Source organism: Terriglobus tenax (genome assembly GCF_025685395.1).
Taxonomy (GTDB): domain Bacteria; phylum Acidobacteriota; class Terriglobia; order Terriglobales; family Acidobacteriaceae; genus Terriglobus; species Terriglobus tenax.
The window spans coordinates 2,258,923-2,281,102 of sequence record NZ_JAGSYA010000004.1 but is presented as its reverse complement, the minus strand read 5'-3'; the positions used below and the strand labels follow the sequence as shown (position 1 = coordinate 2,281,102).

Annotated in this window: 22 protein-coding genes; 11 read left to right on the top strand and 11 right to left on the bottom strand. The window is 59.9% G+C overall.

Translation table 11 applies throughout. The features are described 5' to 3' along the window. Nucleotides 1-54 precede the first annotated feature (54 nt). The 4 genes from thrS to OHL13_RS15080 are packed head-to-tail and all read left to right on the top strand — an operon-like array spanning nt 55 to nt 4,235. The gene (gene thrS, locus OHL13_RS15095) at nt 55-2,103 is read left to right on the top strand and encodes a threonine--tRNA ligase (protein WP_263410953.1); all 2,049 of its coding nucleotides are present in this window, start codon (nt 55-57) and stop codon (nt 2,101-2,103) included. Continuing rightward, nucleotides 2,103-2,813: a phytanoyl-CoA dioxygenase family protein gene (locus OHL13_RS15090; protein ID WP_263410952.1), complete on the top strand. Its 711-nt coding sequence runs from the start codon at nt 2,103-2,105 to the stop codon at nt 2,811-2,813. Before thrS ends, OHL13_RS15090 begins: the two co-directional genes overlap by 1 nt. Nucleotides 2,814-2,825: 12 nt before the next feature. After that, entirely contained in the window at nt 2,826-3,305 is a 480-nt protein-coding gene (locus OHL13_RS15085; protein WP_263410951.1) for an SRPBCC family protein, read from the top strand. Between the two features lie 12 nt (nt 3,306-3,317). Continuing rightward, a complete protein-coding gene (locus OHL13_RS15080) occupies nt 3,318-4,235 on the top strand; it encodes an NADP-dependent oxidoreductase (protein WP_263410950.1) in 918 nt (305 codons plus the stop codon). A 79-nt stretch (nt 4,236-4,314) separates the two neighbouring features. Here OHL13_RS15080 and OHL13_RS15075 read toward each other — a convergent pair whose 3' ends face one another. The 5 genes from OHL13_RS15075 to rpmH all read right to left on the bottom strand — a co-directional run bounded on the left by OHL13_RS15075 (nt 4,315) and on the right by rpmH (nt 7,853). Then, a complete protein-coding gene (locus OHL13_RS15075) occupies nt 4,315-4,911 on the bottom strand; it encodes a Jag family protein (RefSeq protein WP_263410949.1) in 597 nt (198 codons plus the stop codon). Nucleotides 4,912-4,937: 26 nt separating this feature from the next. Then, nucleotides 4,938-6,674 carry a membrane protein insertase YidC gene (gene yidC, locus OHL13_RS15070; protein ID WP_263410948.1) on the bottom strand — a complete coding sequence of 579 codons (1,737 nt, stop codon included), beginning with the start codon at nt 6,672-6,674 and terminating at the stop codon, nt 4,938-4,940. Between the two features lie 118 nt (nt 6,675-6,792). Then, complete coding sequence (gene yidD, locus OHL13_RS15065; protein ID WP_263410947.1) at nt 6,793-7,032, bottom strand: membrane protein insertion efficiency factor YidD; 240 nt, start codon at nt 7,030-7,032, stop codon at nt 6,793-6,795. Beyond that, on the bottom strand, nt 7,029-7,391 hold the full coding sequence (rnpA, locus tag OHL13_RS15060) for a ribonuclease P protein component (RefSeq protein ID WP_263410946.1): 363 nt from the start codon (nt 7,389-7,391) through the stop codon (nt 7,029-7,031). Before rnpA ends, yidD begins: the two co-directional genes overlap by 4 nt. Before the next feature lie 306 nt (nt 7,392-7,697). After that, nucleotides 7,698-7,853 (bottom strand): 50S ribosomal protein L34, encoded by a 156-nt coding sequence (rpmH, locus tag OHL13_RS15055; RefSeq protein WP_263410945.1) that lies wholly within the window; start codon nt 7,851-7,853, stop codon nt 7,698-7,700. Nucleotides 7,854-8,285: 432 nt separating this feature from the next. On the opposite strand from rpmH, the gene dnaA reads away from it, so the two are divergent. Then, entirely contained in the window at nt 8,286-9,701 is a 1,416-nt protein-coding gene (dnaA, locus tag OHL13_RS15050) for a chromosomal replication initiator protein DnaA (RefSeq protein WP_263410944.1), read from the top strand. Between the two features lie 255 nt (nt 9,702-9,956). Here the strand turns inward: dnaA and OHL13_RS15045 are convergent, their stop codons facing one another. The 3 genes from OHL13_RS15045 to OHL13_RS15035 form a co-directional block, all read right to left on the bottom strand. Further along, entirely contained in the window at nt 9,957-10,961 is a 1,005-nt protein-coding gene (locus OHL13_RS15045) for a hypothetical protein (protein WP_263410943.1), read from the bottom strand. Between the two features lie 442 nt (nt 10,962-11,403). Then, complete coding sequence (locus OHL13_RS15040) at nt 11,404-11,835, bottom strand: hypothetical protein (protein WP_263410942.1); 432 nt, start codon at nt 11,833-11,835, stop codon at nt 11,404-11,406. 30 nt (nt 11,836-11,865) lie between these two features. After that, complete coding sequence (locus OHL13_RS15035; RefSeq protein WP_263410941.1) at nt 11,866-12,243, bottom strand: hypothetical protein; 378 nt, start codon at nt 12,241-12,243, stop codon at nt 11,866-11,868. Between the two features lie 97 nt (nt 12,244-12,340). Here OHL13_RS15035 and mutM point away from each other — a divergent pair, with 97 nt between their 5' ends. From mutM to OHL13_RS15005, 6 genes are all read left to right on the top strand, one after another. Beyond that, nucleotides 12,341-13,135 carry a bifunctional DNA-formamidopyrimidine glycosylase/DNA-(apurinic or apyrimidinic site) lyase gene (mutM, locus tag OHL13_RS15030; RefSeq protein WP_263411671.1) on the top strand — a complete coding sequence of 265 codons (795 nt, stop codon included), beginning with the start codon at nt 12,341-12,343 and terminating at the stop codon, nt 13,133-13,135. Between the two features lie 707 nt (nt 13,136-13,842). Further along, a complete protein-coding gene (locus tag OHL13_RS15025) occupies nt 13,843-14,883 on the top strand; it encodes a response regulator (RefSeq protein ID WP_263410940.1) in 1,041 nt (346 codons plus the stop codon). A 196-nt stretch (nt 14,884-15,079) separates the two neighbouring features. Continuing rightward, nucleotides 15,080-16,306: an alpha/beta hydrolase family protein gene (locus OHL13_RS15020; RefSeq protein ID WP_263410939.1), complete on the top strand. Its 1,227-nt coding sequence runs from the start codon at nt 15,080-15,082 to the stop codon at nt 16,304-16,306. A 67-nt stretch (nt 16,307-16,373) separates the two neighbouring features. After that, nucleotides 16,374-17,174: a hypothetical protein gene (locus tag OHL13_RS15015; protein WP_263410938.1), complete on the top strand. Its 801-nt coding sequence runs from the start codon at nt 16,374-16,376 to the stop codon at nt 17,172-17,174. A gap of 105 nt (nt 17,175-17,279) precedes the next feature. Continuing rightward, the gene (locus OHL13_RS15010) at nt 17,280-17,663 is read left to right on the top strand and encodes a BlaI/MecI/CopY family transcriptional regulator (protein ID WP_263410937.1); all 384 of its coding nucleotides are present in this window, start codon (nt 17,280-17,282) and stop codon (nt 17,661-17,663) included. A gap of 33 nt (nt 17,664-17,696) precedes the next feature. Continuing rightward, nucleotides 17,697-19,580: a M56 family metallopeptidase gene (locus tag OHL13_RS15005; protein ID WP_263410936.1), complete on the top strand. Its 1,884-nt coding sequence runs from the start codon at nt 17,697-17,699 to the stop codon at nt 19,578-19,580. Between the two features lie 21 nt (nt 19,581-19,601). On the opposite strand, the gene OHL13_RS15000 is transcribed toward OHL13_RS15005, so the two are convergent. The 3 genes from OHL13_RS15000 to OHL13_RS14990 all read right to left on the bottom strand — a co-directional run bounded on the left by OHL13_RS15000 (nt 19,602) and on the right by OHL13_RS14990 (nt 22,175). Next, entirely contained in the window at nt 19,602-20,399 is a 798-nt protein-coding gene (locus tag OHL13_RS15000; RefSeq protein WP_263410935.1) for a TIGR03435 family protein, read from the bottom strand. A 73-nt stretch (nt 20,400-20,472) separates the two neighbouring features. Beyond that, on the bottom strand, nt 20,473-21,609 hold the full coding sequence (locus OHL13_RS14995; RefSeq protein ID WP_263410934.1) for a TIGR03435 family protein: 1,137 nt from the start codon (nt 21,607-21,609) through the stop codon (nt 20,473-20,475). A 62-nt stretch (nt 21,610-21,671) separates the two neighbouring features. Then, complete coding sequence (locus OHL13_RS14990) at nt 21,672-22,175, bottom strand: hypothetical protein (RefSeq protein ID WP_263410933.1); 504 nt, start codon at nt 22,173-22,175, stop codon at nt 21,672-21,674. Nucleotides 22,176-22,180 lie beyond the last annotated feature (5 nt).

Here is a 22,180-nt window from a genome sequence, read left to right as displayed (position 1 = left end):
CTCTCAGCCTATCAACCTCGACGCTAAGGAGTACAAACAAATATTCTGTTTAACGTGAGTTCCCAAACCAGTTCCAACGTCATTCGCGTCCAGCTTCCCGATGGTTCGGTCCGCGAGGTGCCTCAGGGCACAACGCCGTTCGATGTCGCCAACAGCATCTCGCCCCGTCTTGCCGCCGCCGTGGTGGTCGCCAGGATCAAGCCGCTGACCGCCGCGACCACTGCCACGGAAGCCGAAACGACCGAGACCGCCAGCGAAGACGCCATGTATGCCGCGCACGAAGCCGGCGAGCGCATTGTCGACCTCTCCACGCCGCTGACGGAAGATGTGGCCCTGTGGCTGCTGAAGGAAGATGCGCCCGAGGCGCTGAAGGTCGTTCGCCACTCCGCCGCGCACGTCATGGCCACGGCCGTGCTGGAGCTTTATCCCGAGACCAAGCTGGGTCACGGCCCCGCCACGGACGCAGGCTTCTTCTATGACTTCTACCGCGAGAAGGCCTTCACGCCCGACGACCTCATCCGGATCGAAGAGCGCATGGCGGAAGTCGTCGCACGTGATGAAAAGTTCGTGCGCGAGTACGAGCCGCGCGAGCAGGCTCTGGCCGAGTTCAAAGCCAACGGCGACTTCATGAAGCAGCACTTCGTCGAAAAGTTCACCAAAGACGGGGACCAGGTCTCGCTTTACAAGAACGGCGCGTTTGTCGACTTCTGCCGCGGGCCGCACGTTCCTTCCACCGGCCGCGTCAAGGCCTTCAAAGTCATGAACCTGGCCGGAGCTTACTGGCTTGGCGACGAAAAGAACCCTCAACTGCAGCGCGTCTATGGCACCGCCTTCTTCAATAAGAAGGACCTGGACGCTCACTTCGCGCACCTGGAAGAGATCAAGGCGCGCGACCACCGCGTTCTGGGCAAGCAGCTTGATCTGTACAGCATTCAGGAGGTCGCCGGTTCGGGCCTCATCTTCTGGCATCCGAAGGGCGGCATCGTCCGCAAGACCATGGAAGACTGGATGCGCGAAGAGTGCCTGCGCCGCGGCTACGATCTCGTCTTCACGCCGCACATTATGAAGCGCGAGCTCTGGAAGATCAGCGGCCACGACGGCTACTACTCCAAGGACATGTTCCCCGTCATGGAGCTGGACGACGCAGAGTATCGCGTAAAGCCCATGAACTGCCCGGGCCACATCCTCATCTACAAGTCCACGCCCAAGAGCTACCGCGACCTGCCCGTGCGCTATGCCGAGCTGGGCAACGTCTACCGCTTTGAGCGCAGCGGCACCATGCACGGCCTTCTGCGTGTGCGTGGCTTTACGCAGGACGACGCGCACGTCTTCTGCACCTCTGACCAGATCAAGGGAGAGATCGAGGCCTGCCTCGACTTCGCTGATGCCGTGCTGAAGACGTTTGGCTTCCAGGAGTACCGCCTGGAACTCTCCACCCATGACCCTAACAAGGCAAGCGACTTCGTAGGCACACCCGAAGACTGGGCACACGCTGAGGGCGCCCTGCGCGACGTACTGAACGCACGCGGCATCACCTTCCAGACCTTCCCTGGCGAAGCCGCCTTCTACGGTCCTAAGATCGACGTCAAGCTGGTCGACGTCCTCGGCCGCCTGTGGCAGCTCTCAACCGTCCAGTTCGACTTCAACCTGCCCAAGCGCTTCGAGCTGGAGTACGTCGGCGAAGACGGCGAACGTCACCAACCGGTAATGGTGCACCGCGCGTTGTTCGGTTCGGTTGAACGCTTCTTCGGCGTTCTGATCGAGCACTACGCGGGCGCCTTCCCGCTGTGGCTCTCGCCGGTGCAGGTGGGGCTGGTGCCCATCAGCGAGAAGCACCACGCCTACGCGGAGCAGGTGAAGCAGAAGCTCGAGGCCGCCGGTCTGCGCGTCGAGCTGGACCTGCGCAACGAGAAGATGAACGCGAAGATCCGCGACTTCACGCTGCAGAAGGTACCGTTCGTGCTGATCATGGGCGACAAGGAAGCAGCGGCTGAGGCGGTCAGCGTCCGCACCCGCGGCGCAGGCGACCAGGGAAGTGTCCCCTTGACCGAGTTCATCACCCGCGCGCAGGAGCTGCTGGACTCCAAGTCGCCAACACTCTAATGCATTTCTCAGAACAGGTCCGGGAGCACGGCTTCGCCATCGTCGAAGACGTGCTCTCGCCGTTTCAGGTGGATTCGTTGCTTGCTGCTGTCTCCAGCGGAGCAGTTCCGGATGCGCTACGCGGCGGCGTGCGCAACCTGATGGAGCTTGTACCGGAGGTCCGCACACTCGCCGCATCAGAGACTCTCCGCGCCCTGGTCGCGCCAGTACTTGGAGAGAACTTCTTCGTCGTGCGCGCCATCCTCTTCGACAAAACACCGGACGCGAACTGGAAGGTGCCGTGGCACCAGGATGTCACCATCGCCGTAAAAGAACGCCTCGAGTGCGAGGGTTACGGTCCATGGTCCACCAAGGCAGATGTCCTGCATGTACAGCCGCCCGCAGATGTTCTGGAGAAGATGATCTCCGTGCGACTGCACCTTGATCCGTGCCCTTCTGAAAACGGTGCGCTCAAGGTCATCCCTGGATCTCATCAACATGGCAAGCTCAATGTTGCGCAAATGGAACGCTTTGTCGAACAAGACTCCTTCGTCTGTGAAGTTCGACTTGGCGGAGCGCTGCTTATGCGCCCACTTCTGCTGCACGCATCATCACCATCCACTCTGCCAGGCCATCGGCGCGTTATTCATCTGGACTTTGCTGCGGTCTCACTGCCATGCAATATGGAATGGTTTGAGCAGACAGATAACCCATCTTTGGCATCTCTTTAAATAAGACGCCTCATGCACACTCTCCGCGCCAGCACCCTCATCCACGCACCCATCGATCGGTGCTTCGCGCTCTCCACGCATCTCACGCTTGTGGCGCAGACGCTTGGCATGGAGACCGCCTCCACCGGCATGGTGCAGCTGGACGATCGTGTCGCGTGGCGCGGATGGAAGTTTGGCCTGCCGCAGCGCCATCTCTCGCACATCTCCGCATATCAGCGGCCCACTTACTTTCAGGACACACAGCAGGAAGGCCGCTTCGCTTTCTTTCAGCATGACCACTGGCTCCGTGAGACGGAGCAGGGAACCCTACTGGAAGACGAAGTGCGTTTCAGCCTGCCCTTCGGCGCGCCCGGGCGTATCATCGCCAGGCTGGTGCTTGAGCCGCATATCCGTCGGCTGGTGCGCGAGCGCTATGCATTGCTGAAGTCCGTTGCGGAAAGCGACGCATGGCGCACGTATCTTCCAACGGATTCACGGCATCTTACCCTCTAAAGAGGTGAATCCATGAAGTGCATCCGTTTCCATCAATTCGGTGGCCCTGAGGTTTTAAAGTTCGAAGAAGTCCAGGATCCGGTGCCACAGGCCGGCGAGGTGCTGGTGCGGATGACGGCGACCAGCCTCAATCCCATCGACATGAAGCTGCGCAGCGGAGCCATGCAGGCGTTCATGCCCGTCACGCTGCCCATGATTCCCGGCAACGACGTCAGCGGAGTCGTCGCGGGCATCGGTCCCGGCGTGAACCACTTTGAGCTGGGTCAGAAGGTTATAGGACGCAGCATCAGCACCTACGCCGAACTGGTTCTCGTCAAAGCTTCTGAGCTGACCCACCTGCCCGATGGCGTCGACCCTCTCACAGCCGCGGCGCTTCCCGTTGTCGTCACTACCGGCGACCAGCTTATCCGCGCCTGCGTCGCCTCGGCGCAGCCCACAAGAATTCTCATCGCTGGAGCGTTGGGCAGCGTGGGACGTGCAGCCGTTCATGCCGCCAGAAAGACCACCGGCGTCTATGTCATCGCCGCGGTCCGCAGCAAGCAACTGGACGAAGCGCGTCTGCTGCTGGCCAGTGAAGTGATTGCCCTGGACGATACCGCAGCGATGGCGGCTCTGCCCGCGGTCGATGCCGTGGCGGACACCATCGGCGGCAAGGCCGCCGCAGCCCTTCTGCCCAAGGTCAAGCCTGGCGGCATCTTCGCCACCATCACCGGTCTTCCGGCAAGCGCCGCGGAGTTCCCGCAGGTGCAGGCAAAGATGATCGGCTCCCATGCTGACCCATCCAAGGTGCGCGAGTTCGCCGACGACCTGCGCGACGGCAAATTCCATCTCCCCATCCGTGCGAAGTTCCCCCTGGCGCAGGCAGCAGAGGCCCACACCATGGCCGAGAGCGGCGGCGGCTCGGCAGGGAAGATTCTGCTCTTCGTGTAGTCACACACAGCATCGCGGCAAAAGAAAAAGTGCGGACCTGGTCGGGTCCGCACTTTTTGTAGAGAGAAGCAATCGTTACCTAGCGGCGGTATCCGCGTCCGCCGGAGCGAGAGCCACCAGGGCGTCCACCTGGCCGTCGGCCGCCACCACGATCGTCCCGACGCGGCGGGCGAATCGTGCCCTGGTAATCTCCGGGATACAAAACCACGAAGCGGTCGCGGCCTTCGCCGCTGGACTCCGTGCGAAGGTCGGTGTGCTCGCTCAGCGCCATGTGCAGCATGCGGCGTTCGCGGCTGCTCATGGGGCGGAAGCTATAAGGCTTGCCCGTCTCACGCACGCGCTCCACGGCATCTTCCACCGTGTCCCGCAGCTCGGCGGCACGCTCTGCCTTGAAGCCAAGTGCGTCAAAGGAGATGCGGTCATGGTCTTCCGGTTCAAGCTGCAGTATCTTCGCGGCAATGTGCTCGAGAGCGCGCAGCACTTCGCCGTTGCGCTCGGTCATCAGCTCCGCATCGGGGCCCGCCAGCTCTACGTAGATATCGCGGCGTTCCAGCCCATCCGGGTCCGATGCGCCAGCGCCCGCTGTAATGCGGTACTTCAGGCGCATGCCACCGGTGGTGGTCAGCGTCTGGATAAATGCAGCAATCTTCTTCGCAGCCTGGGAAAGATCTTCCATACTTCCTCGTACTTAAGGGACCGCCGTTACCGGCGGCCCTGAATCGTTGCCGGCTGGCGGCGCTTTGCACGCTTGGCAGCCAGCTCCTTCATTTCACGACCCAGCTTGGTGCGGTTCATCACCTGCTGCTGGATAATGCCGATCAGGTTGCCAATAGTCCAGTACAGCGCCAGGCCCGATGCGTAGTTCCACGTAATGTAGCCGGAGAAGACCGGCATCATGAACGCCATCATCTTCTGCTGCGCCGGATCAATGCCGGGCGACGGCGTGTAGAACTGCATCAGGAACTGCGAGACGATCATGACGATCGGCAGGATGTGATACGGATCGGCCGCCGTCAGGTCATGCAGCCAGAACCAGTGCGCTCCGCGCAGTTCCACGACCTTGGGCAGCATGCCCAGGAAGGCGAACAGCAGCGGAAGCTGGATCAGCGTGGGCAAACAGCCGCCGAAGACATTGACGCCTTCGCGCTTCTGCAGCTCCATCACCTCGGCGTTCATCTCGGCACGCTTCGGGTCCGTAACCTTGTACTTGGCGTAGCGGGCCTTGATGGCATCCATCTGCGGCTGAATGCGCTGCATCTTCAGCGCGGACTGCATGGTCTTGTAGCGCAGCGGCAGCAGGATCAGGTTGATGATGATCGTCAGGATGACGATGGACCATCCCCAGTTCGGTACATAGGTGTGTACCGCCTGCAGAGCCAGAAACAGGTACTTGCCGATCACGCCGAAGAAGCCGAAGTCCAGCAGCGGCTCCAGAGTCGTCTTGCCGTCGGCGGCGTGAATGCTCTTCAGCAGGCTCACAGCCTTGGGTCCAACAAACAGGCGCGTTGAAAGCGCTCCGTTCACGTCGCCCATGGCGGCGCCCAGCGCTGGCACCGGTGTCATGTTCTTGCCGTCGCCGTCCTTGGAGACCTCAATGGGGCGGTTCAGCGTCACCACGCTCGCAGTAGCCGGGTTCTCCGGCAGGAAGATCGCGGCAAAGTAAGCGTCGCTCACGCCGGCCCAGTCAAAGGGTCCGTTGAGCGTGTTGCCGCCGGTCACCTTCTTGGCTGCCGTATGCTCTTCCTTGCCATTCTGCGAGGCATCGAACTGGTCATAATTATGGTGCGTCAGGTTCTCTTGATCACCAAAGGCTCCGGGCCAGGTGAGCAGGGCGCGCACCGGGGCGCCGTTCTGCTTCACGTCCACCTTCGCGCTCAGCACATAGCTGCTGTCAAAGGTGAAGCTCTTGGTCACCTCCAGGCCGCCGGCAGCATAGGTAAAGGTCAACGTCGACGGAGCAGTAACCGTGCCCGTGGCGGAAGCCACGTACAGGCCGCTGTTCAGCTTCGCCATCGCGCTGGTGTCATAGGAGTAGAGCGACAGCGGAAGACCGTACTTTGCGGCGGAGGCCTTGCTCACCAGGTCCAGCGGAGCGCCGTGCGAATCCTTGTGGTCCTTCAGGATCCAGTGCGTTACCTGAGCTCCCTTGTTCGTGAACGTGACACGGTAGACGGGGCTCTCAACCGTGGTCGTCTGCTCGCCCTGCGCGGCCACGCTGGCGGTCGATGCATTGGCAACAGCGGCCGCGGTGGCGGTATTCACCGCCTCCTGGTGCTGCTGGGCCTGCTGTTGCTGCGCCGGGGTCACGGTCGCTGCCGGTTTCTTCGGGCCAAAGTAACGAAGACCGAAGAACACGCCGAGAAAGACCACCATCATGACCAGCATCGTGGTGGTGCTGCCGGTTCCGCCTTGCTGATTGGGATTCTTGATTTCTGCCAAGGAGACTTCGACTCTCTTCCTGAGTAAATCCTGCGAGCGGGTGCGTGATTTAGGCGCGAAAACGCTCGTTTCTATTGTATGGGGGTTGAAGATTGTTTGCTTGTGGCAGCCATCACGCTTACGCGTCCGGACGCGGCGGTGGAACCGGGTCCAGTCCGCCCTTGGTAAAGGGGTTACAGCGCAGGATCCGCCACAACGCCAGCAGGGAACCCTTCACCAGGCCATGACGGTACAGCGCAACCTCCGCATATTCTGAGCAGGTGGGTTGATACTTGCATCCACCCAGGCCAAAACCGTGCAGCAGGGGAGACAGTGTCCAGCGGTACAGCTTGAACAGACCGCGGAACAGGGTGTTCATGCCCGCGCCTTCACCGTCGCACGCTGTACCGCGCGAAACACATCGGCAACATCGGCCTTCAGCTTCTCAAACTCCACCTCGAGCACGGTACGGCGCGGATGCAGAATCACATCCACCGGCATCGTCAGCAGGGCGGCATTGGCCTGCACCGCGGCGCGCATCCGGCGCTTGATGCGGTTACGGTCATGCGCCTTGCCCATCACCTTGCCCACGGTCAGGCCGACGCGCGGCCCGGCAGCGTCCGCATCCTCGCGCGGAGCGAAGAAGTAGGCCATCTGCCGCGCATGCTGCTTGCGGCTGCGGCCATACACGCTCTGGTAGTCGGCGTGCTTGCGAAGGCGAAGATCGGTATGCATCATGGCAGTTCACTCAAGCGGCCCGGACGGATAGACACAACGCCGCGTTTGGCCGGGGTACGGCCAATGCGCAGACATCGGCGGAGGACGAAAACCTCTCGTCCCCACGTTCCTGCCCGTGCCAGGGAAAGACTCCCGGCACGTTCACTCTCTTAATGTGCGTGTCTGAATCCGAAACCACAGTCTCCGGAACCGCTTTCCGTTCCGGAGATACCCGGCCTACAACGCGCGGCGACCGAAATCTGGTCAGCTTCGCGCATGCCTGCTCCAGCGGAATGGGGCCGGGCTGCATGGGAAGGCGGGGAAAAACTAGTCGCGGAAACCAGCGCTGACGGCGATCTTGTGACGGCCCTTGGCGCGGCGGCGGTTCAGAACTGCGCGGCCAGCCTTGGTGGCCATACGGCTCAGGAAGCCGTGAACCTTCGAGCGGCGGCGGCGGTTGGGTTGAAAGGTACGCTTGGGCATGGGATAGCCTCTCCTACATCAAATCCTTGAAGTTGCAACAGCTTTTTATTCTACCCCGATTTCCACCTGCGGCCAAGCATTTCGGACTTCTCCGCCGGGAATTGTTCACTCTTTTTGCACACTTGCCCGGAGTTTCACAATGCATGGTGCAACTCAAAATTAATTGGTAAATGCCGCTTGAATTCGGCCCTGTTCAGCGTGCTACTATCGGCACTGTTCGATAGAGACAAGACACGTCCACTGGCTGTTTTCACACGCAGTAACCTCAAAGAGTAACCCTCTGGCGCCACGCCGCGCAGAGCATTCCAGCAAACGCTTCTCCCCCCTCACTCGCCTGAGATTTCCTCATGCGGGCCTAGACTTTCGTTTGCCGTTGAAGCCCTCTCGCAAGGTACCCGTGGAAACCGGCTCGTAGGACCGAATAGGAAAGACATGTCCTTTGCACCGACTGCTACCGTTGTTTTGAATCACTGGGTCCGTATCCTGGAAGCGTTGCAGAAAAAGGTGAACCGGCAGTCGTATGACACCTGGTTCAAGCCCACCCGCTTCTCGCACGTGAACGGCAAAACCCTGTATGTCCGTATCCCCTCGGCTGAGTTCCAACACGTGGGCGATCGCTACGAAAACCTGATCATGGAGGCCATCGACAACCTCGGTCTCGAGGTCGAGAAGGTTCTCTTCGTCACTCCCCAGGAAGACCCTTCGCTGCCCAAGGTGCGCGAGGACGGCGGCTTTGCGCCGCAGCCTGACCGGTCCCTGCCCAACGGCCGCGGAGCCAATGGCCGCCAGAACGGCAACCTGCCCGAGCAGTCGCGCTTTGACTGGAACACGGCCGCGCAGCTCAACCCGCGCTACGTCTTCGAGGGCTTCGTCATCGGCAGCGGCAACCAGTTCGCCCACGCCGCATCGCTGGCCGTCGCCGAGCGCCCCTCCAAGGCCTACAACCCGCTCTTTCTCTATGGCGGAGTCGGTATGGGCAAAACCCACCTGATGCAGGCCATCGGCCACGAGGTGAAGAAGCGCAACCCGCACGCGGCCATCAGCTATGTCTCCGGTGAAAAGTTCACCAATGAGATGATCAACTCCGTCCGCTACGACAAGATGACCAGCTTCCGCGACAAGTACCGCAACGTGGACGTGCTGCTGATCGACGACATCCAGTTCCTGGCCGGCAAGGAGCGCACGCAGGAGGAGTTCTTCCATACCTTCAACGCGCTGCACGAGTCCATGAAGCAGATCGTCATCGCATCGGACCGTCCGCCCAAAGAGCTGGCCGACTTCGAAGACCGCCTGCGCTCGCGCTTTGAATGGGGTCTGATCGCCGACATCCAGCCGCCCGATCTCGAGACCAAGGTCGCCATCCTGCAGAAGAAGGCCGAGAGCGAGCACACCCCGCTGCCGACCGATGTAGCTCTCTTTATCGCGTCGAACGTCCGCACCAACGTGCGTGAGCTCGAAGGCGCACTCGTCCGCCTCATCGCCTGGTGCTCGCTCCACGGGGTCGAGATCACGCTGCCCACGGCCCAGCAGTGCCTGAAGCAGTTCATTGACACCCAGGTGCGCAAGATCACGATCGAAGCCATCCAGCGCGCCGTCGCCGAACAGTTCGGCATGCGCGTGGCCGAGCTGAAGCAGAAGAACAACTCCCGCCAGATCGTCGTCCCGCGCCAGATCGCCATGTACCTGGCCAAGCAGATGACCGAGGCCAGCCTGCCCGAAATCGGTCGCCAGTTCGGCGGCAAACACCACACCACGGTGATGCACTCCATCGCCAAGATCGACGAACAGCGCCGCACGGATAAAGATCTGAACCGCACCATCAACAAGCTGATGGAAACCTTGAATTAGTTGTTAGTTCTTAGTTATCAGTCAAAGCGAAGAGCCACCGGATACGGTGGCTCTTTTGCTTTTCTTGTCATTGTCATCCCGAAAGGGTCTGCTTCTAACTAACATCTGCAAGTTACAACCACTGGATCCACCTCATTCACTACAAACGATCATGAGACGACAGAAGCACAGGAAAAATCCTTCGCGGCGGCTGTTCCTACCGCGCATATCGTTCGCATTGTAGAGGTCTTTAGCCGGATGAATCGATTTCTCGACTTACTCCCGGACTAAGTCTTCGTCTTTCGGAATAAGGATGCGTATCTTCGCCTTATATAACCGGTACCTGGAATAACGGTGTATCTCGCCGCCGTACTGTCCCTGGATAGTCCAGGTAAGGTCCACGTGTTTGGGTAGCCATAGAAGTTCCTCCAGCCCCGGCAGGCGCACCGCGGAGAACTCTACCGTTGAGCTGATGGATTCGGCCTGGATCTGCGGCACAGGAGCCAGAAGGTCCGTACGGATGCGCAGAATCTGCCCTGTCTGTTCATCGATCCAGACAATACCCTGCTGCAGCATGGGCACAGGCCCCTGGGTCGTCTGGATGACGCCCGGATTCGACACCCGCTCCGGCACCTGCGCAAAGGCAAGCACGTTTGTTACCTGGCCATGAACCTTTTGCGTCCCCAGGTAGCGATAGCGCTGATGATGCAGCTCCTCCCGGGTAAACAACATCCATAGCTGGCTGAATCCCAGCGCCTGTGGCAATTGCTGTCCTTCCGGCTCCTTCTCCGTACGCGGGTCGCGGCGAGACTCCTGCAGAACGGGAATCCCCTCGTCATCCTTCTGGCGACGAATGACAAACTCGTAGCTGTTCTCACGGATCACGGCAAGCTGGCGGTCTCCGACGCCATACACGCCGCCTCCACCCCTGCGGCCAAAGCCGGCGCCCCGCACCATTTGAGACTGCTCGGTCTCAAAGGCAACATCCTCCCGCGCCACCAGGTTCGGAACGCGGGGTAGTTGCTGCAGCACAGCCGCGCTGGCGCTCTCCAGCACGTCCTCCAGCTTCTCCTGGTCCTCGTCCGCCTTCAGCCCATGAAGTTCCTCCACCTGGTGCTCCAGCTTCTGGAGGGGAAGATCGATGTAGGGCTTTGCTTCCGAGAAAAGGCGCACCGCCTGCTCATGAAGAGCACTCGCCGGAGGATCGGCTGCCTGCTGCGCGCGCGGTGCAACCCATGCCGTCAGCAGCACGACAGTCACCGCCCGGAGATGGATGGACATATGCAGATTCTGACGGATACTGCAGCGATTTGGCCGCGCTTTTCCAGTTAAGGAAAACCCTGTGGATATTGAGGAAAATTCCACTTTTCCTAACGCGGTGTGCAAAAGCGGGTGCGAATTAAGCCGCACGAATCGCCTTAAAAAATGGGATTTCCGTTAAATCACACCCGTCTTTCGCACTGTGGATATGAGGGTACCGTGGAAATCTTGGATTTAATAGGACGCAACCTTCCGGGGTCCACGGAACTGTCCGAAACGTTCGTTTTCTTCCGGCGGGTTTTCTAAATCAAGACAAAGGCTCAAGTGACTGATACTGCATCACTTGAGCCTAATATCCACTTTTCCGCGACAAACGGTTAAGACTACGGAATAACTCTTATCTTTCAACCATTGTTCTTAAAGGCATTCTTACCCCAACGGAGTTTGGGGCCTATTTCGCCGCCTAACGGCCGGCGACGGCGGAGCCCTTTGTCCCTACCTTCACTACAGCCCGGTCCACCACGACGTACAGCAACTGGTCCGGATCCTTTTTCGCTTCCTTCTTGATCCAGTCGCCTGCCTTCTGTCCCGCGGTTTCGGTTTCCGGCAGCGTAAGGCCGCGCTTCTGCGCGCTGAACTCGGCCAGTTGTTTCACCATGTCGAAGAAGCGGTCTTCGTTGCGACCGCTCTGCACCCAGGCTTCATGCACGGTCAACGGGAGCAGTTGTTCGCTGGTCCAGTTGCCGGAACTTTCTCCAGCCATCGTGGCGCCGCTCTGTGCGCTTGCGGTGGGTTTTGGCTCCTCACCCTTCATCCGGGTTGTTCCGCTCACGCCTTGGGCCACCAGAGCGCCGGGAATGGCCATCATGACTGCTGCAAGTACCATCGTCTTCATCGTTATCTCTCCTGGGTCACTGTGGCTGGTTTACCGGCGGTTGTAACGGTAGTCGCGATAATCGCGGTTGCGGTCGTTCCGGCGCTTGTTCTGGGCAGCCTTTCCGGCAAGAGCTCCCACACCGGCACCGGCGGCACCGCCGATCAGGGCGCCCTTCATGCCGCCGCCGAACAGCGCTCCAAGAGCAGCACCACCCGCGCCACCGATCAGCGCGCCTTTGCCCGGCCCAATGCCGTTGTCTTTGCGCTGCTGGTAGTAACGCCGGTCGTACTGGTCGTTGTAGCCGTTGCGGGAGTAGCTGCGGTGCGCCCCGTCATAAAAACCGTCGTGGCGCTGCTGAGAAAAGGCGGGAGTGGCCACGGGGGCCAGCATCGCGCCGCAAAGTGCAAGGGTTGCGAGTCTACGCATCGCTTTGTCTCCTTCCGGGGAAAGACCAAAACAGCGTCTATCCGCCGATAGACAGCTTCAGATGCGGAAACCGGCCCAAATGCTGTCTAATCAGGAGGTGCCTGAGCTTCCTGAGGTTGAAACCGTTGCCAATGGCCTGAACGAGCGCGTAGCAGGCGATACGATCGTCTCCGTGTGGCTGGGCGAGAAGCCCGAGCCACTGAAATCGCCCCCGGATTTGATCGCGGAAACGCTGAAAACAAAGAAGATCAGTAAGGTTCACCGCATCGGCAAGACGGTCGTGTTTGAGTTGGCAGGCGGAGATCAGTTCCTGGTGCACCTGGGCATGACGGGGCGCCTGCTGGTGAACGATGCCGATGTCGCTTTGCCGCCGCATACCCACGCGGTTCTGCATCTGAAGTCAGGGCGCGAGGTGCGGTTTATCGACCCGCGGCGGTTTGGCCGGGTCAGCGTGGATCGCGGCTATGCTGGGCCAGGCGCTGAGCCTCTGAAAATTGGAATTGACGAGTTTATTGCGCTCTTCCGGGGCCGCAAAACACCCATTAAAAGCGCACTTTTGAACCAGAAACTGCTGCACGGAGTCGGTAATATCTATGCCGATGAGAGCCTGCACCGCGCCGGGATCCGCCCTACAAAACACGCCGGACGGCTGACAAGGGTGGAGTTGGAACGGCTGCAGAAAGCTCTGAAAGCGGTTCTGCAACACGCCATCAAGCTGGGCGGATCTTCGGTTTCCGACTACGTGGATGCCGACGGCATGCGCGGCTTCTTTCAGTTGGAGCACCGGGTCTACCTGCGGACGGGCGACCCGTGCCTTACCTGCAAAACGCCGGTCAAGCGGGTACTGGTGGCAGGACGGGGAACGCACTACTGCCCGTCCTGCCAGCGCTAGAACAGTCTCGTTCTATGGAAAACCGTAGGTCTGCTGCCTATGGGATTCCAAAGAAAATAGAGACACTGTGAAGCCTGACCGGCAAGTTGTTGATTCTGAATTGAATAGAGTTTGGCACTAGCCTTGCATATAGGAAGGGTGGTTCGCAGATGCGCGAGACGCACGCACCGAACGGACCGGAGAGATATCACAGCCCAAAGAGGCACGTGAACCCCGGTACGGTTTCCGGTTCCTGGTTAGGAACCATTTTATGGGAGGCCAGTGATGGCCATTGTGAAAGGCTACCGACAACGGTAGCCTTTTGCACTTAAGTGGCAGGAATGCTGGCTTGCCAAGCCCCCTGGCCTCGGGTAGTATGGTGTTGCCTATCGGAAGGCTGAGGCCGTGATCGACTCATATGGAGCGATTCGAACGGCCCGCCGGGTTTCCAATTCTTACAGGCATATGGATAAACGGCTTCACCGGTTACACGGGTGTGCCGAAGGGTTGTGGGAAGCGCCTGCACACGGTGCCGGCGAACACAGCCAGAGATAGACGAGAAGAAGCTCCTTTCGAGTAGAACTTGAGACAGTTTTCTCCGACAAAGATGTTCCGGTTTTAGACGCCAAGGTTGCGCAGGATGCGGCTTTCGATGCCGCTGTGCCTGATAAAACGCGACCCGGAGCCATTCGGACCGAAAAGATGCACGTGAATCAGGAAGTGGAAGCATGAATTCAGAGCAGAACGTACCCGAGGCATCCGCGCCTCAGGCACCGCCACCTGTAAGCTCCGAGAACGGACAATCCACCGCCCCAGGTCAGGGGACATCCCGCAGCAGCCGCCGTCGTCGCCGCCGCCGCAAGAGCAAGACCGGAGATGCCGTGGCAGCGCCAGCAGAAGGCCAGATTGTCATCCAGAGTGGTGAGGATAGTGATTTTGTTCCCCAGCCCCGCCAGCCCCAGGCCAGCAGCCCGCAGGGCCAAAGCCAGGGACAGGGACAGAACAGCCCCAGCGCCAAGCGTTGGAAGAAGAAGCAGCGGCGTCGAGAACGCCAGCGCACTGGTGGCGAGTACAGCCCCGGCAACCAGATTGAGCCCGGCAACAGCGTGAATGGCAGCAACGGATTTGCCCGCCGCAAGCAGAAGCCAAAGGGTCCGCGCAGCTTTGTCGGTCCCATGGACCACAGCTACCGCGAGGCCAATGGCAACTACGCGGAGACGTCTCCCTCGACGATGGAGATGAACGGCAACACGCGCGGCGGCCATTCCAAGCAGCGCCGCAATTATGACTTTGAGGGTGGCAACATTGACCGTCTGCCGCCCGAGTTGCGCGCCCCCGTCACCACCACGGTGATTCGTGAAGATGCGCCGACACACATCTACTTCTTCGTCGACGATCTATTCCTGACGGCGAAGATCAACGAAGCGGCCCGCAAGCTGGGTGTGAAGGTGGCCTTCTCGAAGAACGATCCAGAGCAGCTGGCACAGTTGTTCTCTGGCGAGGAGCATACGCGGCCGGCACTGATCGTATTCGACCTGAACAACACCGCCGCCAAGCCGTTGACGCTGATCCCGAAGATCCGCACCAAGCTGAAGCGCAAGGTTTCCATCCTCGGCTTCCTCTCCGTGCTGCAGGGCGACCTGAAGGCCAAGGCTACCGAGGTTGGTTGCGACACGGTAATGCCGAAGGCAGCCTTCAGCCAGAACCTGCCGAACCTGCTGCGCCGCTATGGCGCGGAAGAGGACGAAGAACCAAACTTCAACCAGTAGTGTCCAGGTGGTATGGACCGATGGAAAAGGGACGGCGAGAGCCGTCCCTTTTCTGCGTCTGCAACCCGTGGAGGCACCTGGTGGTTGTGGCATGGCGGTTGGCCGGGAGCGCGTGGTATAACAAGCCCACTTATTCCATCAAGCAAACGCAGTGACGTCTGTTCGAAGGATGTCTCGCAATGATTCCGGGGGACTTGTGGCTCGTCTTGTTCGTTTTCTTGCAGTACTTTTTCTGGCAACCAGCTTTGCATCGCTCGCGGTTCCTGCCACAGCGCAGGATGCTTCGCCGGTGCAGGTGACATCCGGCGTCAGCTACCAGTACATCGGCCGCTGGGATGCGGACAAACTCAACCAGGTATTGAAGACCGACACGCCCAAGTTCTTTGGCGTGAACGTTACGTATACGCCGGCGCGCAATGCCGTAAAGCTTTACCGTGTGACCTACAACTCGGTCGTTCCGGAACAGAACAACAAACCGATTGTTGCTTCCGGACTGCTGGCGATTCCAGAGCTGGCCGGCGCGAGCTTTCCGATGGTTTCGTATCAGCACGGAACCGTGTACGGAAAGCAGCAGGTACCTTCCTACCCGGAACAATCGCCTGAAACCCAGCTGATGCTGGCGCAGTTCGCCGGCCAGGGCTACATCGTCATCGGCGCCGATTACTTCGGCATGGGTATCTCAAAGGAGCCGGAGGGCTACCTGGTGAAGGGAAGCCACCAGCAGGCCACCTATGACATGTTGATGGCCAGCCGCGCCGTGCTGGCCCAGATGAAGATTGCATCGCCAAAGCTGTTTCTCGGCGGCTGGTCGCAGGGCGGCTTTGTGACCATGGCTATGCTGGAAAAGCTGGAGGCCGCTGGTATCACCGTGGATGCGGCAGCGACCGCCAGTGCTCCGGTGGATGGCTATGCGACCTTCAGCGGCGTGCTGGACTTTCCGCGGCCGTTCGATGCGGACTGGCTGACGACGATCTTTATCCTGGCTTCCTTCTCGTTTGAAAACTATTACAACGTGCCGGGCCTGGCGCACGCGCTGATCAACGACGAGTATTACGACGTGTCACGCCGCGCCTATGAACGGCTGCCGTTTGATCCGAAGCAGGTACCAACGGACCTGCACAAGCTTATCCGGCCGGAGTACTTCAATCCGCAGTATTTCGCGAACTCAGCTTTTGGCCGCCTCTCTGCCCAGACGCAGGCCTACCGCTGGGTGATCAAGAGCCCGGTGCATAACTACTATGGCGAAACGGACGAGGCGATCGCGATTGGCATTGGAGAACTTGCCATGAACTATCAGCGCGCCATGGGGAGCGGCAATATGCAGGTGGAGGCTATCTCCACGGGCAAGACGACGCATCGCGGCACCTACGCCACGGCAACCCCAATGTGGAAGATCTGGTTCGACAGCAAGCTGGCGAAGTAACCATCCACCGAAGCGCCCGCTTCTGACGAGGCGGGCGCTTTCTGTTGTTAGCAGCGGAATGAAATCGATGAAGAGTTACTTATTGCCGGTGATGTTGCTGGTGGCGGGGATGACTGTTGTACCGGCGCGTGCCCAGTCCCGACCGCGCTCTACGGATGCTTCTGTTGCGGAGAAACCCGCGGTTTCAAAGAACCCGACGTTTCTTTTTCGAACACTCTCGTTCAGCCAGGAATGGGATCACCTGTCGAATGGTCATGGGTTTACCTCGTCGCTGGGCTACACGGAGCCGTTGCGCAACGCTTCCATGAGCCTGGGCATCTCGGTGCCGTTTGCGACCGCCAGCCCTATGACGCCCGCGCATGGGTCGCTTGTGCTGAGTGATCTTGCGTTGAAGTCGCAGTGGATTCCCCACGTTACGTCCAGTCACGGTGTCCTGCTGACGGGGACGCTCACGTTGCCAACCTCGCAGGACGATGCCGTGGGCACGGGCAAGTGGAGCGTTACTCCAAGTGCGGCGTATGCGCGCTTCTGGGGACCGCGGTTTCTGCTGGCCCAGTTTGTGCAACAGCAGGTTTCCTTGGCCGGGCAGGAGAGCCGTGCGCGGATCAACCGCACCGACCTTGATCTCTACGGGGTGTATAGCGCGCGCAGTCTGCAATGGTGGATCAACGGGGATGTGAATCTCAGGATCGACGAGGCCAATCGCAAGCAGCCTTCCTCCGCCACGCTAAGTTATGGCCGTGGCCTGAAGAAGATCTTTGGAGGAACGCTGAACGGGTCTTTGCAGACGGGTGTGGGTCTCGGGAGAGACCGTCCTTATGACTTCATGCTGACGGGCGGCATTTCGCTGGTGGGCATGCATCGATAAGCCGGGCGGAACAGAGGGCTCCAGGCAGGCAGTCGAAAGAGGCCTTGTTTTTCTACTACAGGTGTAGTATTTAATTCCTACATCTGTAGTAGGTGAGGTGAACCCGTGGGAGAGATCCGGCTCAGCAGGCAGGAGTTTCAGGTGATGGAGGCGCTGTGGTCGCGGCCGGAGGCATCGATCCGCGAGATACATGAGAGCTTTCCGGCACGCAAGCGTCCAGCGTATACCACGGTGCAGACGGTGGTGAACCGCCTTGAAACCAAGGGTGCCTTGAAGCGCACGCGCAAGGTGGGAAACTTCCACATGTATGCCGCAGCCATGACGCGCGACAAGGCGCAGAGTCGTGTCATCGATGAGTTGCTGTCCATGCTGGGCGGCAAGTCGCAGCCGCTGATGGCGCACCTTGTGCGGTCAGGCAAGCTGACCATGGACGATGTAAAAGATGCAGAACAGATGCTGAAAGCGATGGCCAGGGACAAGAAGAAATAGACGCGCACTACCGTAGGAAACAAGGAGGCAGTCATGCTGTGGAGCGATGGGCTGAGTGCTGTTTCAAACCACCTTTGGCAAAGCACGTTGTTTGCCGCGGCCGCGTGGGCGATGACCCTTCTTCTGCGGCGTCAGCAGGCACGTGTGCGCTACGCGGTATGGATGGCGGCTTCGCTGAAGTTCCTGTTACCGCTTGCGCTGCTGGTTTCCTGGGGCAGTTCCATGCGCTCCGCGTCGCGTGTTGTGCCGGCCATGCCGGTCGTGGAACAAAGCATGCAGACCGTTGCGCAACCGTTCACCAGCGACGAGGCAAGCGCAGTGGCGGTAGAGCCGCGTGCGACGGTCAAAGACAAGGGCAAGCACACGTGGCTTGTCGCGTCTCTGCTCGCCGCGTGGGGACTGGGAGCCATGTGCCTTGCTTCTCTCTGGGGGCGGGAGTGGCAACGCCTGCGCGGCGTAGTGCGTCAGGCCGCACCTGTGGAGCTGTGTGGGGAGGTGCCGGTCTATCTTTCGCAAACGCGGATGGAGCCGGGAGTCTTCGGTGTACTACGACCTGTCATTGTTTTGCCGGCGGGTATGCAGGCGCAACTGAGCGGAGCGCAGATGGAAGCGCTGATGATGCATGAGATGGAACATGTACGACGGCGCGACAATCTTACGGCGATGCTGCACATGGCGGTGCAGGCGGTCTTCTGGTTTCACCCGATGGTGTGGTGGATCAGGAACCATCTGCTTGAAGAGCGTGAGCTGGCGTGTGATGAAGCCGTGCTGCGCGCCCAGGCAGACCCGCATCTCTATGCGGAAAGCATTCTTGCGGTGTGCCGTGGCTATGTAGCGATGCCGGTGTTGTATGCGTCGGGCATGACCGGTGCGGAGTTGAAACGCAGACTTGCGCATATCCTGCGGGGCGGACCAGCAGAGCGGCTTGGGTGCATGCGACTGGCAGGGTTGCTGGGTCTACTGCTGGTTGCCGTGTTTGCACCACTGTCGCTCGGTATGTTGCGCGTGCATGCAGCGTCTGTCTTTGCCCATGCAGAAGAGACACAGGCTGCGCAGATGGCTGCGATACCGCACGTGGAGTTTGAAGTGGCCACGGTCAAACTGAATACCCTGGGCGTGCCGCCGTACGGCCCTCCGCCTATGACGAATGTCGATCTTGACCCTGGCGACCTCTACGAGGACACGCATGGGCTGTTTCGCGTGCGGAACAAGTCGTTGCGTACGCTGATTGCGTTTGCCTACAAGATGTCTGGAGACCAGCAGAACTACCTGAAGCACCATGTCCCGGACTTTGTATTGAACGAGCGTTTTGACGTGGATGCGAAGACAGACAAGGTGAATGCAACCAAGGACGAGATGCGTGCCATGGTGCGATCGCTGCTGGAACAGCGCTTCGGCTTGAAGGTCCATACCGAAACCATCGAGACCAACATTTATGCCATGGTGCAAAGCACGGCGGGGAAGTTTGGACCGCAGATGAGGATTCACCCGGCTGACGATGCGACATGCGATCAACCGCCGCCGGAAGGTCGGCTACAAATGCCAAAGGATGGCTATCCGCCGATGTGCGGTGTTGTCGTCGGGTTACCGAACCCGCATCCCCCGACCGAGACGAAGTCCATGATTACGGTGGGCGGACGGAACGTTCCCTTGAGCCTGGTGGCTGCGGCGCTGGTGGCTCCTTACACGGGAGACACGGGGCTGCAACGCACCGTGGTGGACATGACCGGAGTGAATCAGAATGTCGACTTTGTGTTGAACCTGGGCTATGACGAGATGGAGCCAACCTTCACGCCGAACACCGCGCCATGGTTTCCGACGGAGTTGCAGGAGCAACTGGGGCTGAAGCTGAAAGGCCAGAAGGGGCCGATCCATGTGTACATCGTGGACCATGTGGAGCACCTGATCCCCGAGTAGTTTGAACAGAAGACAGAGTGCCTAGTTAGCCGAGGGTTTTTCTGCCTTATCCACGGTCAGCACATTCACTTCGTCTTTTTCAGGGAGCAGACGCAGGCCGAGTTGCTCCTGGAGCGCGGTAAAGAGGTCAGAACGTTGAGAGGCCATGGCGGGGAGTCCTTGCCCGGCTGTGTCGTTCTGCGGCGTGAGCGGCTCGAAGTCCACTGCCAGGTCGTAACGTCCAGTAAGCCCGGTCTTATTGGCAACGGGGCGGTCCAGCAGGCGTTCCTGCATCAGGCTGGCCAACTCATCCATGGTGGCGTTGCGCGCCAGCAGAAGGCCGGGGTCAAGAAATCCCATTGCCGGGATGGGTTCACCGGAGGTGCTCTTGATCAGCCTCAGAGGTCCGCTCATCAGTTCCAGCCGGTAGACGGCCATGGTCTGTTTTTCCATATGAAACTGGAGCTGAAAACGATCCGTGAGCAGTTTACGCATCATCTCGCGGGCCTGTTCCCGGTTGGGAGATCCCGGGACATCGGGTTTTCCTTCGATATCCCATCTCTGGACGAGCGCCCATTCCGGTAAACCCTGGAGTTGCTTGGCCTGGAGGCCGTATGCCCACTTGATGACGTCGAACAGGGTGGCGTGGACGGCGAGCAGGCGTTCCCCGCTCAGGCGAAAGCCCAGACCCTGTTCATTGGGATTGCTTATTTTGATGGTGGCGACTTCAAAAGACGGATGTGCATCCGCGGCCATCTGCGGGACGTTCTGCGCCAAGCCTGATATGCAACACACGAGAAGCAAGGAAAAGCTCAGCGACTTCGCGGCCCGTATGAACATCTTTCCGCCTCCTGCGGACCGGTGTGTGGCCTGCCCTTGTAGCCATACGGCGGGCAGGCCGTTCCATCGGTAACTAATTCTCTGATGGCTTCTCCGTCTTTTCAAATACAAAAACCTGTGCCGGAGCCTTGGCGGGAGTGATCTTCAAACCTGCCTGCTCCTGCACGGCAGTGTAGAGGTCCGGACGTGGGGGATCGAAGACCGGCGCATTGGCAAAACGGCCGCCGAACTGCGTTGCATCTGGCTGCCAGGTCAGCTTGAAGTCGTAATGCGCGGTTCCGAGGCCGGTCTTGTCGAGCACCGGACGATCCAGAAGAGTCTCCTGCAGCAGGCCGGCGAAGTCCGCCATGGTCGCGTTCTGAGCTGTAAAGATGCCAGGGCCACGGAAGAGAAGACCTGCGCCGCGATCCGGACCACTTTCGTTGAGCGACATCTTTTGGCCGCCCTTCGCCTGCTCCAGCAGGTAGACGGGCAGCTCGCGGTCTTCGGTGTGGAACTTGAGCTGAAAGCGTTCGACCAGCAGCTTCTTCAGGGCAGAGCGCCACTGGTCGGCGCTGGGCTGGCCTTCGCCATCGGGGCGGCCATCGACATCCCACTTGATCTCGTTGGCCCAGGAGGGTAGTCCGCTGAGCTGCTTGTCCTGCAGCTTGTAGGCAAACTTCAGCATGTCGACCAGCGTGGTGTTGATGGTCTGGAAGCGGCGGACGCCGAAGCGGAAGTTGATGCCCGGCGTATCGGGGTTGCTTTGCTTGATGGTGGCTACGTCAAAGACCGGATCGTAGCTCTTGTCCATGGGCTTGGGCCGCTCGGGCGGCTTGGGTATCTCCCAGGCGGCCTCGGGGTTGACCTTGGCGAAGTTGAGCGGCGTGGGCCGCTCGGCCTGGGCAAAGGTGCCGGTCATGCTCTTGCCGTCGGGAGCGAGCCTGCCTTCATACTTGGCGGCAAGCGCTGCCTGCTCAAAGGTAAAAGTATCGCCCTTCAGAGACGCAGCGGTGGCGTTCATCGGGGCTCCCCCCTGGTCAATGGAGTAGGCAACGACCTTCAGGACGCCATCGTCTTTTGTGATCTTCAGCAGGATACGCAGTTCACGCGGAGCGCCCTGCGGCTGCATGGTGCCCTGCCATGTTCCGGTTATATCTACGGGAGCCTGTGCCCGCGCACCCGCCACGCCTGCCAGAAAGACCAACATCCACAGCAACAGCTTCTTCATACACAGCTCTCCCTTGTAGAAGCAAGTTACGCAGACCGCGGATAGAAAGTTCGAGGGTCTGTTTACAGCACAGCTTTTTTGCCGGTCCGCAATTCCAGTTCGCTGCGGAAGGCTTCGGCCGCGGAGTGGTTGGGAGTATGCAAAATGGTGACCCGGTTGGAACCCATGACGCGTGTGGCGCGCCCTGCCTGTGAGACGCTGACCGCCATCACTTCGATATAGGGAATCTGCTTTTCCTTGAAGAACCAGAAGCGCTGGACCACAGCAGTCGGAGTCAGCACAATGGTGCCCGGCATGCGCGAGACGACCAGAGCGATGACAGCGACAAGGATGGCGAGCACCCAAACCGGCGGCACCTTGCTGACGTGCATGATGGAAAGAGAAGCGACCAGGCCGATGTACACAATCAGCAGCAGCCAGCGCGAGATGGCGAACAGCGGCTTGATAGGAAAGGCAGGACCTTCCGGTGTCTGCTTTACAGAACCCTTGCTCATACGGCTGGAGAAGACCAGCAGGATGAAGAAGGCGAGGGCGATGGTGCGCATCAGTTGCGGATCAAGGTGCATGGTTC